We start from the raw sequence: 14,651 nt of genomic DNA on the forward strand, positions 1-14,651 counted from the left end.
GAAAAAGGCCACCCCGTGTCGGGTGGCCTTTTTCTTTTATACCACAGTGTTAGTGGTGCCGGTGAAGGGACTCGAACCCCCGACCCCATCATTACGAATGACGTGCTCTACCAGCTGAGCTACACCGGCCCGGTGGCGCGCCGATTAGCATGCCCTCGCAGCGATGTGTAGCCCCAAATTGCATTCAGGACCATGATCGGGGCAGATCACGCTTTCCCGGCGGTTTCGGACTCCACGATGAGATCGGCCTCCAGAACCGGATCGGCATCCTCGACTTCGCCAAGTATATCGTCTTCGTGCGCTGGTTCGGGCTTGCCCACGATCAGCGGCAGCATTTCGGCCCCATGCGGAAGCGGCGCGGGCGCCTGGACCGGCTCACGCCAGCTCAGCGTATCGAACCCGCCGCAATTATCGCAGACCGGCCCCCATTCCGCCTGAATATTCTGGCAATTGTCACAGCACCATTGCGGGCCGCGCGGCGCGGTAAGCGCACGGGCGAGCCAGCCGCGGACCACCGCATCATCAGCCCCCTCGCCACGTTCGACCGCAGCCATGATCGTCAGAACGCGCGCCGTGGGATGCGTATCCACCAGATCGCCCAGCGCGCGCCGTGCGGCGGGGAAATCCTCCGCCGCGATGTTCAGTTCCGCGCGCAGCAGGCGGGTTTCCTCGTGGTCGGGCCGCAGCTTGAGCAAGCCCGCAAACCGCTTGAGACGCGCGCTCGCCGCCTCATCCGGTGCAATCTCTGCGAAAGCCGCGGCCAGATCGGGATGCGGCTGCGCCTCCCAAGCCTTGAGGATCACACGGGCGGCATTCTTGGGCTTGCCCTTGGCGATATAGGCCCGCGCCGCCATCACCGCCGCCGGAATCAGATCGGGCGACGATTTGTTGGCGGCGATCGCGGCCTCTTGCGCCTCGATCGACGCACCCTCGTCCAGCACGCCCTTGGCCTCTTGCAACGCAAGCACAGCATCGCGGCGACGATGCACGTCTTTCGGCAGCGCCCCCTGGCGCACCTTGGTCTGAAGCACACCGCGCGCGCCCTTCCAGTCGCCTTGCCGGGTCTGCAACTCCAGCAGCGTATCCTGAACTTCCTGATGCTTGGGCTTGAGCGCATAGGCCTTTTCCGCAAGCTTCAGCGCGGTCGCGGTGTCACCCTCGGCCAGCTTTTGTTTCATAAGTCCGCGCACACCGACGAAGCGCGTGCGGTCGTCGGTAAGGAGCTGCTTGTAGACAGCCGTCGCCTTTTTCGTATCGCCTGCGACCTCTGCCGCCTGCGCGGTCAGCAGGTTGGTCAGCTCTGGGCGGTTCAGGAACCGCTCCGCGCGCGAGGCTTTGGACAAGGCCAGCCGCCCCTCGCCAGAGGCGACCGCCATCATCCCCTCGGCCAGTGCCTCATAGCCCTTGCGCTCGCGGTTGCGGTCGAAATACCGGCTGATCGCGGTTTCATCGCCATTGAGAAACCGCAGGAAAGCAACGATCAACCCGATGATCCGAATGGTAAGCCAGATCGCGGCAAAAATCACGAGCGCCGCAATCACGGCGGTCAGCGGGCCAAGCATGAATTCCCGGCCAAGCGCCTCGATACGGATCGCTTCTCCGGTTTGGATCAGGTGGGTGGCGCCCAGCGTCGCCGCGGCAACCAGCACAAGAAACAGCGCGATTTTGATGAATGACCAGATCATGGCTGTCCCCTCAGTTCAACGACGCGGCAAGCGCATTCAGTGCATCGCCAGCCGCAACCCGCGCCTGCGCCTGCGCAACCCAATCGGCCATCTCGGCCTGCGGAGCCGCGTCCAGCACGCCGATCTCCGTCAGCGCCGCCGCAAGATCACCATTCATCACCGCAGCGCGCGCGCGCGACAGAACCGCGTCGGCATCATCACCCTCTTGCGGCGTGAGAGAACGGGCCCCTGTCTGCGCCAGAAGGAACGCGCCCAGCCGATCCCCAACCGAACCATCCGTGGCCTGAAGTCGCGCTGTGTTCAGCGCCGCGCGCGCGGCCGGATCGAACCCGTCCTGAAGCGCGGCAAGGCTCGGCACTTCGCCCTGAAGCACCGCCGGCACATCCACCCCCGCGCCGCTGAGATCCGCGACAATCGGCGCAATCGGCGCGCCCGAATCGAGCGCCGCGGCCAGACGGCTCAGCGCGGCTTGCGCAATCGCCTTGCGCGCGCCCGCCTCGGCCTCCGCACGCAGGGCGGCGGCCTCTTCTTCGGCAGCGGCAATCTTGGCCTGCGCCGCTGCGGCGGCCGCCTCGATCTCTTGCTGGGTCTGGCTGCCCGCAGCGCGATTTTCTTCGACCAACGCGCGGAGATCCTGCATCTCACGCTCGAACGCCTCCAGCGCCGTCGCCGAGGCGCCACCGCCTTCGACGGGACGTTTCTCAAGCGCATTCACACGCTGATCCAACCCGGCCAGCGCCGCACCAAGGTCCGCAGCTTGCTGTTCCAGCGGGGTCAAATCGACATTCGGCGCAGGCGTGGCACGCAGGGTCTCAAGCTCTGCCGCAAGCGCCTCGATCCGGGCCGCTTGCGTGTCGACCAGTGCCCTCATGGCCGCCGCATCGGCTTCACCCTCGGCTTGCGGCAGGAAGCCGGCCAGTTGCGGCGGCAGCTTGGGCAGCGCGTAAACCACCGCGCCCGCCCCCAAGGCCGCGGCGCAAACACCGCCAAGCACCATCGGCCAGAAACTTGCACGGCGCGCGCGCGGGTCCGCAGGGGCCTGCAAAACCACATCTTCGGACACCGAATCTTCGGGTGGGGCATCCACTTCGGTCACCGGCTCCTCCGCGACGACCGGCTCGGACTCTTCCGCGATCGACTCGGGCGTGTCTGGCACGCTTTCCTGCGAGGTCGCATCCTCGGTTACAGTCGCAACGACTTCTGCCTCGGGGATGTCTGCTTCGGTGGCCTCCGGTGTCGTCGTTTTCCGGGTTCTCGGTTTCGCCATGGCCACTCCTCTACGCTCGCAAGAAAATTGCGCGAATATCTCTCAATCTAATGAGCGGGCGGCTATTGCTCAACCCGCCTTTAGGCCGCACAGAACCGTCGCAGCCGCATCGAGCATAGCCTCCGCGTCAGGAGAGGACGCAACGGCAATTTCGGCGCATTTTTCCCCCTCGGATCGCGCCGCAACGGCAGCGCTGATCGCGATCACATGGGCCGATGCCCCTAAATCGTCCGCCGCCGCAAAGAACCGCACAGCGCTTTGCGGCGAAAACAGCGGCACAATAGTAGGCTGCCCCCGAGCCAAGACCTCGCGGCCTTCATGGCTCAAATCCGCGTCCCGTTGGGCGTAAACAACAGCCTCAAACGTCTCTATTCCAGCGGCATTAAGGGGGTGAGAAATGGCACGTGCCACGGTTTCCCCCCGAGCGTGCAGAAGCGCACCCGTCGGGTGTTCCTGCAAGATCATCGCCAGCAGCGACTCGGCATCCCCACCGGCCGCGACCGCACGGAATCCAGCAGCCTGCGCACCATCCGCCGTCTTTGCACCAACGCAGTAGGCCCGCCGCCCGCGCGCCGGTTCAATCGCGCAAAACGCATCAACCGCATGTTGAGAGGTGAAGATCAGGGTGTCTGACGCGGGAATCTCGGGGCGCAAGAAGACGATCCGGGTCAGCGGAGCGATCACGACCGGCCAATCCGCGCCGAATCTGTTCCGAAAGGCCTGCGCGAAGCGCTCCGAGCCCTCGTGCGGGCGGGTCAGAAGCAGTGTCGGTCGCGGATCGTCAGGCATGGGCTGCCCGCCTCGGGATTGTGTGAAGCCTGTCACGGTGTTACCTGCGAAGGACCCGACACGCAACCGAACCGACATGCCCGACACCCTGACCTTCCTCGGCCTCGAATCAAGCTGCGACGACACCGCGGCGGCGGTTGTGCGCGCTGGACCGGGCGGAAATACCGTGCTCGCTTCGGTTGTCGCGGGGCAAACGGCACTGCACGCGCCCTTCGGGGGGGTCGTGCCCGAAATTGCAGCCCGCGCCCATGCCGAAAAGCTTGATCTTTGCGTCGAAGAGGCGCTGGAGGCCGCGGGACTGGCACTCACCGATCTCGACGCCATCGCCGTAACGGCGGGGCCGGGGCTAATCGGCGGCGTGATGTCGGGCGTGATGTGCGCCAAGGGCCTCGCGGCGGGGAGCGGCCTGCCGCTCGTCGGGGTCAATCACCTCGCGGGCCATGCCCTGACGCCCCGGCTGACCGACGATCTGCCCTTCCCCTACCTGATGCTGCTGGTTTCGGGGGGTCACTGCCAGTTTCTGCTGGTCCACGGCCCGGAAGAGTTTAGCCGACTTGGCGGCACGATTGACGACGCGCCCGGCGAGGCTTTCGACAAGACGGCCAAGATTCTTGGCCTGCCGCAACCGGGCGGCCCCGCCGTCGAACGCGAAGCGGCAATCGGTGACACCAAGGCGTTCAAGCTCCCCCGACCGCTTCTCGACCGACCCGGCTGTGATATGTCCTTTTCGGGCCTCAAGACCGCCGTCTTGCGCGCGCGCGACGAGATCATCGCAAAGCATGGCGGCCTTCCCCGACAAGCCCGCGCCGATCTCTGTGCTGCTTTTCAGATGGCCGTCGCGGATGTCCTGCACGAGAAATCTCGCCGGGCGCTCGAAGCCTATATGGCGCTGCGACCCGCGCATCCCGCACTTGCTGTTGCGGGCGGAGTCGCCGCGAATAGCGCGATCCGCGAGCGGTTGCAGGCGCTTTGCGCGGAAACAGGCGTCACCTTCACGGCACCACCGCTTGCACTTTGCACCGATAACGCCGCGATGATCGCCTATGCGGGAATCGAGCGCTTCCGACAGGGTCACAGCGACGACATGACACTGGTTGCCCGGCCCCGCTGGCCGCTCGACCAATCCGCGCCCGCGCTTTTGGGGTCTGGCAAGAAGGGGGCCAAGGCATGAGCATCTCGATCATCGGCGCTGGCGCGTTCGGGACGGCACTTGCCGTGGCGCTCGCCCAGAACGGGCCTGTCACGCTCTGGGCGCGCGATGCGGACCATGTGCGCGAGATGCAGAAAACGGGCCGGAATTCGCAGCGCCTTGCCGGAGTTGCTCTCCCTGAAAACGTCTCTGTTACAGCCGAAATTGGCCGGGCGCTTGCGCCGGATGTGATCCTGCTTGCGATCCCGATGCAGCAGACTGCGGGGTTTCTTGAGCAGCATCGCACCGCGTTGGCGGGCAAGCTTCTTGTGTCCTGCTCCAAGGGGATCGACCTTGCGACCCTGCGCGGTCCAACCGCGCTGATTGAAGAAATCTGTCCCAAGGCGACGCCCGCAATTCTGACGGGTCCAAGCTTTGCCGCCGATATCGCGCGGGGCTTACCCACGGCCCTCACGCTGGCCTGCGCGAACGGCGAAGCCGGAAGCGCGCTACAGGCACAGCTTTCAACCCCCGTGCTTCGGCTCTATCGCAGCACGGACCCAAAAGGAGCCGAGCTTGGCGGCGCGCTGAAAAACGTGATCGCCATTGCTGCTGGCGTAGTAATCGGCGCCGGACTTGGCGATTCCGCGCGCGCCGCGCTTATCACGCGTGGTTTCGCGGAAATGACGCGCCTTGCCGAACGGTTCGGGGGCAAGGCGGAAACGCTTGCCGGGCTCTCGGGTCTCGGCGATCTGGTGCTCACCTGCACCTCCGAGCAATCGCGCAACTTCCGGTTCGGCGCGACGCTTGGTCGTGGCGAAATTTTTGATCCCTCCATCACCGTAGAGGGGGCCGCGACGGCCAAGGCGGTCTCGGCGATCGCGCTCAAACATGCGATCGAGATGCCCATCGCCCATATGGTCTCGGCGCTCGTCGATCAGAAAATTACCGTGGATGCCGCCGTATCCGCGCTCATGTCTCGCCCACTGAAGGAGGAATAACATGCTCTACGCCGTCATTTGCCGCGACAAACCCGGCCACCTGCAAACCCGGCTCGACACCCGCGCTGCCCATCTTGGCTATATCAAAGAAACCGGGATCGTCGCCATGGCGGGACCGTTCATCGAGAATGGAGAGATGTGCGGCTCGCTGGTGATTCTCGACACGGACAGCCTCGCCGCAGCGCAGGCTTGGGCGGATGGCGACCCCTACGCAGCAGCGGGACTGTTCGAGTCGGTCAGTGTGACGGAATGGAAGAAGGTGATTGGCTGATGGCGAAGTGGCTTTTCAAATCAGAGCCGAACAAGTGGTCCTGGGATCAACAGGTCGCCAAGGGTGAAACCGGCGAAGAGTGGGACGGCGTTCGCAACTATCTGGCGCGCAACAACATGCGCGCGATGAAGGTGGGCGATCAGGGCTTCTTCTACCACTCGAATATCGGCAAAGAGATCATCGGCATCGTCGAGGTCTGCCGCGAGTCGCACCCCGATTCGACGACCGACGACCCGCGTTGGGATTGCGTGGATATCAAAGCCGTGCGCCCGCTCAAGACGCCGGTGACACTGGCGCAGGTCAAGGACGATCCGCGCCTGCAAGAGATGGCGCTCGTGACCTCTATGCGGCTTTCGGTTCAGCCGGTGACCGAAGAGGAATGGCGCATCATCTGCGACCTTGGCGGTATTGAGCCATAAATAAAAAGGAGGGTCCCGGCACCCCTACCAGGACCCTCCTCACCCCACGTGCTCCCCTAAGCACCACACGTGAAACTCTATTTGGGACCTGGCCATCCTGGCCGGTAGGTTTGTTCTACGGAAGCATCCGATTCGACGCAACGTCGATATTCCAACAAAACCTCGCAAATCCAAAGTGTTAGATAAACATCTGGTTAACCGTGCCTGCGGCAGGCCGGACCATTGCCTTGGGCGCAGTTCCCGCTAGCTTGGGGTCATGAAACAAATTGTCCTCGTGGCGCATGGCTCGCCCTCTGATCCCGAACCGCAAGAAGACACGATGCGGCGTCTGGCCGAAGCGGTCGCGGCGCAATCGCCCGGCTCCCTGATCCGGGGCGCCACTCTTGCGATGCCCGGCTCGCTCGAAGGCGCTCTTGCGGGTCTCGACGCGCCGATCATCTACCCGTTCTTCATGGCCGAGGGCTGGTTCACCAAGCGCGAACTGCCCCGCCGCTTGAAGGAAATTGGCGTCGAGGCGTGGCATATGGATCCGTTTGGCGTTGATCCGGCCCTTCCTGAGCTGATTACCCAAGCTTGCCTGCAAGCGGCTAGTTCCGCAGGAATAGAGCCTGAATCTGCCGATCTCATCTTGACCGCGCACGGCTCCAAGGTTGCGCGAAAGTCGAAGAATTCTGCCTATGACATGGCGGCGCTGCTACGGCGCAAGACGCCATTCTGGCGCGTGCAGGTCGCGCTGATCGAAGAGCCGCCATTCCTCGAAGATATCGCCCGACAATCGAACGGCGGCATCTGCCTGCCCTTCTTCGCCCTGCGCGCGGGCCATGTGCTCGACGACATCCCCGACGCGCTCGACGCCGCCAGCTTCCACGGCGAGCTCTTGCCCCCGATCGGCGAACACCCCGAGGTGCCCGCCCTGATCGCGGCAGCCATTGCGCGCCTCTGATCACAAATCCTGAATTGTCACACAGGCGTTACACAACGTTTGCATAAGCGTCACCGAGCGCCCCTAGGCAGAGCGCCGAGGCCACTGTCGGCCCCAGTGACAGACATTCAGGAGTGATCCATGAACACCGTTAAGCTCACCGCTTCGACCCTGGCGATCGTTGTCGCCTCGACCTCGGGCGCCTTTGCTCGCGACAACATCCAAACCGCCGGTTCCTCGACGGTTCTGCCCTATGCAACCATCGTCGCCGAAGCCTTTGGCGAGAACTTCGACTTCCCGACCCCGGTCGTGGAATCGGGTGGCTCGGGCGCTGGCCGCAAGAAACTCTGCGAAGGTGTGGGCGAAAACACCATCGACATCGCGAACTCCTCCTCGCGCATCAAGCAATCGGACATCGACCTCTGCGCCTCGAATGGCGTGAACGAGATCATGGAAGTCCGCATCGGCTATGACGGCATCGTCTTCGCTTCGGACATCAACGGCGCAGACTTCGCCTTCACCCCGGCTGACTGGTTCAAGGCACTCGCCGCCGAAGTCGTCGTCGATGGTGCAGTCGTCGCCAACCCGAACAAGACCTGGGCCGAAGTGAACGGCGATCTGCCGGCGCAAGACATCCTCGCCTTCATCCCGGGCACCAAGCACGGCACCCGTGAAGTGTTCGACGAGAAGGTGATTCTCAAGGGCTGTGAAGAAACCGGTGCGTTCGAAGTGTTCGCCGCGGCCGCAGGTGGCGATGAAGACGCCGCCGAAGAGAAGTGCATGGCGCTGCGTACCGATGGCGTTTCGGTCGATATCGACGGCGACTACACCGAGACCCTGTCGCGCATCGACGCGAACAAGAACGCAATCGGCGTGTTCGGCCTGTCCTTCTACCAGAACAACACCGACAAGCTGAAAGTCGCGACCATGTCGGGCGTCGTTCCGACCGTCGACTCGATCGCCGCTGGTGGCTACCCGGTCTCGCGCCCGCTCTACTTCTACGTCAAGAAAGCGCATCTGGGCGTGATCCCGGGCCTCAAGGAATACATCGAGTTCTTCGTGTCCGACGACATGGCTGGCCCGGACGGCCCGCTGGCGGAATACGGCCTCGTGTCCGACCCCGAACTGGCCGCGACCCAGGAAATGGTCGCCTCGGAAACCCCGATGGCCCCGCTGAACTAAGCAAAACACGGGTGGCGCCTTCGGGCGCCACCTCCCTTTGACAAGCCGGACGCTGCCATGAGCCTTGGTCTTCTGATACTCGTCGTGATCGCACTGGCCGGAGCCGGCTTCGTGATCGGTCGTCAACGCGCCCTCGCCCAAGCGGGTGGCGATCCGCGCATTCTGCACTCTCTGCCCGGCTATTACGGGCAATCGGTGTTCCTCTTTGCGGCCGTTCCCGCTCTGCTCCTGCTGCTTGGCTGGCTGCTGATCCAGCCCCTCGCTATCGAATCCCGTGTGAGCGCGATGCTCACCCCCGCCGATATCCCCGAAGGCTCCTCCAGCGCGCTGGTGATGAGCGATGTCCGCCGGATTGCCGATGGCTTCGACGCGATGATCGCCCAAGGCCGCATGACCGAAGACGCGTTGCGCGCCATGGATGCGAATACGGTCGATGTGCGCGCCCAGCTTGCAGAAGCAGGCATTGCGCTTGGATCTGACGTGGCGCCGAACGTCTTTGAAACCGCCAAGAGCTATCGCAACCTTGCCCATACTGGTCGCCTTGCGCTGACGGTTGCGGTGATCGTGACCGCGCTGGCCGGGTTCGCCTTCGCGCTGAGCCGCATCCAGCCGGATTACCGCGCCCGCAACGTGTCTGAGCGCTTCGTCCGCACCCTGCTGATCGGCGCGTCCATGGTCGCCATCCTGACGACCGTCGGTATCATCCTCTCGCTCGTCTTCGAGACCGTCCATTTCTTCCGGCTCTACCCGGCAAAAGAGTTCTTCCTGTCGCTGACCTGGAACCCGCAATTCCGGGGCGGCTCAGACCTTGGCATCTGGCCGCTCCTTTGGGGCACGCTGTATGTCTCCTTCATCGCGCTCCTCGTCTCGGTGCCGGTCGGTATCTTCGCGGCGATCTACCTTGCGGAATATGCCTCCAAGAAGACCCGCGCCGTGGCGAAACCGCTGCTCGAGATCCTCGCCGGGATCCCGACCATCGTCTACGGTCTCTTCGCGCTGATCACCGTCGGCCCGATGCTGAGGGATTACTTCGCCCAGCCGCTCGGCCTTGGTGCAAGCTCCAGTTCGGTGATGACGGCGGGCCTCGTGATGGGGATCATGCTGATCCCGTTCGTCTCCTCGCTGTCCGACGATATCATCAACGCGGTGCCGCAAGCGATGCGCGATGGCTCCTTCGGTCTAGGCGCGACCCATTCCGAAACCGTGAAACAAGTGATCCTGCCCGCCGCCCTTCCGGGGATTGTCGGTGCGATCCTGCTCGCCGCCTCGCGTGCCATCGGTGAGACGATGATCGTGGTGCTGGGCGCGGGGGCGGCGGCGAAAATGTCGCTCAACCCGTTCGAGGCGATGACCACCGTCACGGTGAAGATCGTCTCGCAGCTCACCGGCGACACCGAGTTCGCCAGCCCCGAAACGCTGGTCGCCTTTGCCCTTGGCCTGACGCTGTTTGTCTTCACGCTCGGCCTCAATGTGCTCGCGCTCTACATCGTGCGCAAATACCGGGAGCAATACGAATGAGCACCGCCTCCACCAATTCTTCGCTCTACACGCTGGACGCGCGCACAAAGCGCCGCAACGCCGCCGAAAAACGGTTTCGCCTTTACGGCATGGCCGCGGTCGCCTTTGGCGTGCTGGCGCTGGTCGTTCTGCTGAGCTCGGTTCTGGGCACCGGTCTGAGCGCCTTTCGCCAGACCTTTCTGACAACCGAAATCACGCTGGACGAGAAGGCCCTCGACAAGAGCGGCACCCGCGATCCCGAGGTCATGGCCAAGGTCACGACCATTGGGTACGCCAAGGTCCTGCAAAATGCGCTGGTGGACGAACTGACCGCCAAGGGCCTCTTGCCCGAGGGCATGAAGGCCAAGGATGTCGGCGGCATGATCTCCAAAGAAGCGCCCGCGCAACTGCGGGACCGCGTGCTCGCCAATCCCGATCTGATCGGCCAGACGATCACCATGAACGTGCTCGCGAATGGCCGGATCGACGGCTATTTCAAAGGCCGCGTGACGATGGAAAGTGCGGCGCTGGATAGCAACGTCAGCCCCGAGCAGCTCCAGCTTGCCGAAGCCATGCGCGATGCAGGCATGCTGGATCTGAAATTCAACTGGGGCTTTATCTTCGGACCGGATGCTTCGGAACTGCGCCCCGAGGCGGCAGGTCTGGGCGTGGCGATCATCGGCTCGGCCTATATGATGCTGATCGTGCTGGCCCTCGCGCTGCCGATTGGCGTGGCCGCCTCGATCTACCTTGAGGAATTCGCGCCGCAGAACCGCCTCACCGACCTGATCGAGGTGAATATCTCGAACCTCGCGGCGGTGCCCTCCATCGTCTTCGGTATCCTCGGCCTTGCGGTCTTCATCAACTTCGCGGGCCTGCCGCAAAGCTCGCCGCTGGTCGGTGGCCTTGTGCTCTCGCTGATGACGCTGCCGACGATCATCATCGCGACCCGCGCCGCGCTCAAGGCCGTGCCGCCCTCGATCAAGGATGCGGCGCTCGGGATCGGTGCCTCGAAAATGCAGACCGTGTTCCACCACATCCTGCCGCTCGCGATGCCCGGCATCCTCACCGGCACGATCATCGGCCTCGCCCAAGCGCTTGGCGAAACCGCGCCGCTGCTTCTGATCGGGATGGTCGCCTTTGTCCGTGATTACCCCGGCGCACCGCCCGAAGGCTTCACCGATCCCGCCGCCGCGCTACCGGTTCAGGTCTACAACTTCACCCAACGGGCCGATCCGGCCTTTATCGAACGCGCTTCCGGGGCCATCATTGTGCTGATGGTGTTCCTGCTGGCGATGAACATTCTGGCGATCATTCTGCGCCGCCGCTTTGAACGGCGCTGGTAAGGACCCGACCCATGAACGACATGACACTGACGGAGAGAGCTGTGAGCGCTCAGGACATCAAGATCGCCGCCAAGGACGTCCAGGTTTTTTATGGCGATACGCATGCCATCAAGGATGTCAGCGTGGACATCCTCGACAAGACGGTCACCGCCTTCATCGGCCCCTCGGGCTGCGGGAAATCCACCTTCCTGCGCACGCTCAACCGGATGAATGACACAATCGACATCTGCCGCGTCGAGGGCGATATCCTGCTCGATGGCGAGGATATCTACGACAAAAAGGTGGACCCGGTGCAACTGCGCGCCAAGGTCGGCATGGTCTTCCAAAAGCCGAACCCCTTCCCCAAGTCGATCTACGACAACGTGGCCTATGGACCCAAGATCCACGGTCTCACCCGCTCCAAGGCGGAGCTCGACGAGGTCGTCGAAAGCTCGCTCAAAAAGGCCGCGCTCTGGAACGAAGTAAAGGATCGCCTGCACGCGCCGGGCACCGGGCTTTCCGGCGGCCAGCAACAACGCCTTTGCATCGCCCGCGCCGTGGCGACCTCGCCGGAAGTGCTGCTGATGGACGAGCCCTGCTCGGCGCTTGACCCGATTGCGACCGCTCAGGTCGAAGAACTGATCGACGAGCTGCGCGAGAACTTCTCGGTCGTGATCGTGACCCACTCGATGCAACAAGCCGCCCGCGTGAGTCAGCGCACGGCCTTTTTCCACCTCGGCAATCTCGTGGAATTCGGTGAGACCGGACAGATCTTCACCAACCCGCAGGACCCGCGGACGGAAAGCTATATCACCGGCCGGATCGGCTGACGGAGGACCAGATGAGCCAGCATATTCTTTCGGCATTCGACCGCGATCTCGAAGCGGTTCAGGCCCTTGTCGTCAAGATGGGCGGCATGGTCGAGGAGCAGATCCTCGATGCCGCCAAGGCCCTTGAAACCCGCGACGAAGATCTCGCCGAAGAGGTCCGCAAACGCGACAAGGCCATCGACGCGCTCGAAGAACGCATCAATGAAGAGGCCGCCCGCCTGATCGCGCTCCGCGCCCCCGCCGCAAGCGACCTGCGTGTCGCCCTCTCGGTCATCAAGATCTCGGCCAGCCTCGAACGCGCGGGCGATTATGCCAAGAACATCGCGAAACGCTCGAAACTGCTGATCGAGCTTCCGGCGATCAACGGCTCCACCGGCGCGATCCGCCGCATGGCGCAAGCGGTCGAGGCGATGCTCAAGGACTCGCTCGACAGCTACATCCAGCGCGATGCCGGACTGGCCCATGACGTGCGCGACCGCGATGTCGAGGTCGACCAGATGTATAACGCGCTCTTCCGCGAATTCCTGACCTACATGCTCGAAGACCCGCGCAATATCACCGCTTGCATGCACCTGCATTTCATCGCGAAGAACATTGAACGGATGGGCGACCACGCGACCTCGATCGCAGAGCAGGTCATCTATCTCGTCACCGGCGAAATGCCCGACGAGGCGCGACCCAAGACCGATAGCGTCACCGCCTTCCAGGAAGCGGAGGACTGATCCATGTCGCCTGCCCAGCAACCCTGCGTGCTTGTGGTCGAAGACGAATCCGCCCAGCGCGAGGTTTTGCAATACAACCTCGAAGCCGAGGGCTTCCGTGTGGCGATGGCCGTGAATGGCGATGAGGCGCTGTTGATGGTCAAGGAAGAAAAGCCTGACCTGATCGTGCTCGACTGGATGCTGCCGAATGTCTCGGGGATCGAGATTTGCCGCCGCGTGAAGGCCAATCCCGAGACCCGCAACATCCCGATCATCATGCTCTCCGCCCGCTCTGAAGAAACCGACCGCGTCCGGGGACTCGAAACCGGGGCCGACGATTACGTCGTCAAACCCTACTCGGTCGTCGAGCTGATGGCGCGCCTGCGCACCCAACTGCGCCGCACCCGGCCCGCCGCGATGGGCGAACGGCTGGTCTATGAGGACATCATCCTCGACGCCGCCGAGCACCGGGTCTTCCGCGATGACAAGCCGCTGAAACTCGGCCCGACCGAGTTTCGTTTGCTCTCGACACTGATGGAAAAGCCGGGCCGGGTCTGGACCCGCGATCAACTGCTCGACCGGGTTTGGGGGCGCGACATCTATGTCGATACGCGCACCATCGACGTGCATGTCGGGCGGCTACGCAAGGCACTGATGGCGCATGGCGGCGACGATCCGGTGCGCACGGTGCGCGGCACGGGTTACGCGCTCGGCTGATCGCTCAGGAAAGTCTCGACCTCGGCGCGCGCAGGGATGGCATCCGCCGTGCCCGCGCGCGTCACCTTGAGCGCCGCCGCGCCCGACGCCAGCCGCAGCGCATCGGCCACGGTCAAACCCTCGGTCAGGCCAGCCACAAGATAGCCCGCGAACGTATCGCCTGCCCCGGTCGTATCGACAGGTTCAACCGGGAAAACCGGCGCCCGCGTCTCGGTTCCCGCGCGCAGGTCGTAATAGCTCGCGCCATCCTTGCCGCGGGTCACACAAACCGCCGGAACCGGCAGGTCCGACAGGCCAACGCCCAGCGCCGCGCAAAGCTGAGACGCCTCGACCTCGTTCAAAAGCAGCAGTGACACGAAAGGCAGCACAGCCTCAACCGCAGCCGCATCGAAAGGGGCTGCGGAATAGGCCACGAACAGACCCTGCTCCTGCGCAAAACGTGCCGCTTCAACCTGTGCGTTCGTCTCGTTCTGAAGGATCAGCGCATCGCCAGATCCGGCCTCACGCAGAGCGTCCGCGACCATATCCAGCGGAATTTCCCGGTTCGCGCCCGGATAGAGGACGATCGCATTCTCGCCCGCCTCATCGACCGCGATCATCGCATGCCCAGAGGCCACATCCAGCGTCACGACTGACTGGCAATCGACGCCCAGCGCCTCGAGCCGCGCAAGCATCCACGCGCCGTCCGCGCCCACGGCCCCCAAATGCGCAACCCGTGCCCCGGCCCGAGCCGCACCGACAGACTGGTTTGCCCCCTTGCCCCCAAGACCGCGCGTATATGCGCTGGCCGCCAAAGTCTCCCCCGGCGCTGGCAGATGCGGCAAGCGATAGAAATGATCGGCATTGATTGACCCAAGACAGTAAATCATCAAGGCCTCCTCATTCTGCCGCAAATATCCTGCGGGGGTCCGGGGGT

At 63.7% G+C, this 14,651-nt stretch carries 15 protein-coding genes and 1 tRNA gene; 11 read left to right on the top strand and 5 right to left on the bottom strand.

What is annotated here, in order from left to right; genetic code table 11:
* Positions 1-53: 53 nt before the first annotated feature.
* From P0X85_RS05405 to P0X85_RS05420, 4 genes are all read right to left on the bottom strand, one after another.
* A tRNA-Thr gene (locus P0X85_RS05405) sits at positions 54-129 on the bottom strand.
* Positions 130-206: 77 nt separating this feature from the next.
* A complete protein-coding gene (locus P0X85_RS05410) occupies positions 207-1,685 on the bottom strand; it encodes a heme biosynthesis protein HemY (RefSeq protein WP_275809651.1) in 1,479 nt (492 codons plus the stop codon).
* Between the two features lie 10 nt (positions 1,686-1,695).
* Positions 1,696-2,952 (bottom strand): COG4223 family protein, encoded by a 1,257-nt coding sequence (locus tag P0X85_RS05415; RefSeq protein ID WP_275809655.1) that lies wholly within the window; start codon positions 2,950-2,952, stop codon positions 1,696-1,698.
* A gap of 69 nt (positions 2,953-3,021) precedes the next feature.
* Entirely contained in the window at positions 3,022-3,636 is a 615-nt protein-coding gene (locus tag P0X85_RS05420) for a uroporphyrinogen-III synthase (RefSeq protein ID WP_275809658.1), read from the bottom strand.
* Between the two features lie 181 nt (positions 3,637-3,817).
* On the opposite strand from P0X85_RS05420, the gene tsaD reads away from it, so the two are divergent.
* The 11 genes from tsaD (at position 3,818) to phoB (ending at position 13,735) form a co-directional block, all read left to right on the top strand.
* Positions 3,818-4,912, top strand: a complete 1,095-nt coding sequence (gene tsaD, locus P0X85_RS05425) for a tRNA (adenosine(37)-N6)-threonylcarbamoyltransferase complex transferase subunit TsaD (protein WP_275809661.1) — start codon at positions 3,818-3,820, stop codon at positions 4,910-4,912.
* On the top strand, positions 4,909-5,871 hold the full coding sequence (locus P0X85_RS05430) for an NAD(P)H-dependent glycerol-3-phosphate dehydrogenase (protein ID WP_275809664.1): 963 nt from the start codon (positions 4,909-4,911) through the stop codon (positions 5,869-5,871). The genes tsaD and P0X85_RS05430 overlap by 4 nt, the downstream gene beginning before the upstream one ends.
* Before the next feature lies 1 nt (position 5,872).
* Positions 5,873-6,142 (top strand): YciI family protein, encoded by a 270-nt coding sequence (locus P0X85_RS05435; RefSeq protein ID WP_275809668.1) that lies wholly within the window; start codon positions 5,873-5,875, stop codon positions 6,140-6,142.
* Positions 6,142-6,561 carry an EVE domain-containing protein gene (locus P0X85_RS05440; RefSeq protein WP_275809670.1) on the top strand — a complete coding sequence of 140 codons (420 nt, stop codon included), beginning with the start codon at positions 6,142-6,144 and terminating at the stop codon, positions 6,559-6,561. The genes P0X85_RS05435 and P0X85_RS05440 overlap by 1 nt, the downstream gene beginning before the upstream one ends.
* Positions 6,562-6,817: 256 nt before the next feature.
* A complete protein-coding gene (locus P0X85_RS05445; protein ID WP_275809672.1) occupies positions 6,818-7,504 on the top strand; it encodes a sirohydrochlorin chelatase in 687 nt (228 codons plus the stop codon).
* Positions 7,505-7,624: 120 nt separating this feature from the next.
* Entirely contained in the window at positions 7,625-8,665 is a 1,041-nt protein-coding gene (locus P0X85_RS05450; RefSeq protein ID WP_275809675.1) for a PstS family phosphate ABC transporter substrate-binding protein, read from the top strand.
* Between the two features lie 57 nt (positions 8,666-8,722).
* Positions 8,723-10,183, top strand: a complete 1,461-nt coding sequence (pstC, locus tag P0X85_RS05455) for a phosphate ABC transporter permease subunit PstC (protein WP_275809678.1) — start codon at positions 8,723-8,725, stop codon at positions 10,181-10,183.
* A complete protein-coding gene (gene pstA, locus P0X85_RS05460; RefSeq protein ID WP_275809681.1) occupies positions 10,180-11,508 on the top strand; it encodes a phosphate ABC transporter permease PstA in 1,329 nt (442 codons plus the stop codon). Before pstC ends, pstA begins: the two co-directional genes overlap by 4 nt.
* Positions 11,509-11,519: 11 nt before the next feature.
* Positions 11,520-12,317, top strand: coding sequence for a phosphate ABC transporter ATP-binding protein PstB (gene pstB, locus P0X85_RS05465; RefSeq protein ID WP_275809684.1), 798 nt, complete (start codon positions 11,520-11,522; stop codon positions 12,315-12,317).
* 11 nt (positions 12,318-12,328) lie between these two features.
* Entirely contained in the window at positions 12,329-13,039 is a 711-nt protein-coding gene (gene phoU, locus P0X85_RS05470) for a phosphate signaling complex protein PhoU (RefSeq protein ID WP_275809687.1), read from the top strand.
* A gap of 3 nt (positions 13,040-13,042) precedes the next feature.
* The gene (phoB, locus tag P0X85_RS05475) at positions 13,043-13,735 is read left to right on the top strand and encodes a phosphate regulon transcriptional regulator PhoB (protein WP_275809690.1); all 693 of its coding nucleotides are present in this window, start codon (positions 13,043-13,045) and stop codon (positions 13,733-13,735) included.
* On the opposite strand, the gene P0X85_RS05480 is transcribed toward phoB, so the two are convergent.
* A complete protein-coding gene (locus tag P0X85_RS05480) occupies positions 13,720-14,607 on the bottom strand; it encodes a ribokinase (RefSeq protein ID WP_275809693.1) in 888 nt (295 codons plus the stop codon). The genes phoB and P0X85_RS05480 overlap by 16 nt on opposite strands.
* Positions 14,608-14,651: the final 44 nt, after the last annotated feature.

Origin of the sequence: Pseudothioclava nitratireducens (assembly GCF_029210495.1) — a bacterium.
Classification (GTDB): domain Bacteria; phylum Pseudomonadota; class Alphaproteobacteria; order Rhodobacterales; family Rhodobacteraceae; genus Pseudothioclava; species Pseudothioclava nitratireducens.

Excerpts from the sequence above, each read along its gene's own strand:
- P0X85_RS05410 (WP_275809651.1), bottom strand. The coding sequence starts at position 1,685 with ATGATCTGGTCATTCATCAAAATCGCGCTGTTTCTTGTGCTGGTTGCC.
- tsaD (WP_275809661.1), top strand. The coding sequence starts at position 3,818 with ATGCCCGACACCCTGACCTTCCTCGGCCTCGAATCAAGCTGCGACGAC.
- P0X85_RS05440 (WP_275809670.1), top strand. The coding sequence starts at position 6,142 with ATGGCGAAGTGGCTTTTCAAATCAGAGCCGAACAAGTGGTCCTGGGAT.
- P0X85_RS05415 (WP_275809655.1), bottom strand. The coding sequence starts at position 2,952 with ATGGCGAAACCGAGAACCCGGAAAACGACGACACCGGAGGCCACCGAA.
- phoB (WP_275809690.1), top strand. The coding sequence starts at position 13,043 with ATGTCGCCTGCCCAGCAACCCTGCGTGCTTGTGGTCGAAGACGAATCC.
- phoU (WP_275809687.1), top strand. The coding sequence starts at position 12,329 with ATGAGCCAGCATATTCTTTCGGCATTCGACCGCGATCTCGAAGCGGTT.
- pstC (WP_275809678.1), top strand. The coding sequence starts at position 8,723 with ATGAGCCTTGGTCTTCTGATACTCGTCGTGATCGCACTGGCCGGAGCC.
- pstB (WP_275809684.1), top strand. The coding sequence starts at position 11,520 with ATGAACGACATGACACTGACGGAGAGAGCTGTGAGCGCTCAGGACATC.
- P0X85_RS05450 (WP_275809675.1), top strand. The coding sequence starts at position 7,625 with ATGAACACCGTTAAGCTCACCGCTTCGACCCTGGCGATCGTTGTCGCC.
- P0X85_RS05430 (WP_275809664.1), top strand. The coding sequence starts at position 4,909 with ATGAGCATCTCGATCATCGGCGCTGGCGCGTTCGGGACGGCACTTGCC.
- P0X85_RS05435 (WP_275809668.1), top strand. The coding sequence starts at position 5,873 with ATGCTCTACGCCGTCATTTGCCGCGACAAACCCGGCCACCTGCAAACC.
- P0X85_RS05445 (WP_275809672.1), top strand. The coding sequence starts at position 6,818 with ATGAAACAAATTGTCCTCGTGGCGCATGGCTCGCCCTCTGATCCCGAA.
- pstA (WP_275809681.1), top strand. The coding sequence starts at position 10,180 with ATGAGCACCGCCTCCACCAATTCTTCGCTCTACACGCTGGACGCGCGC.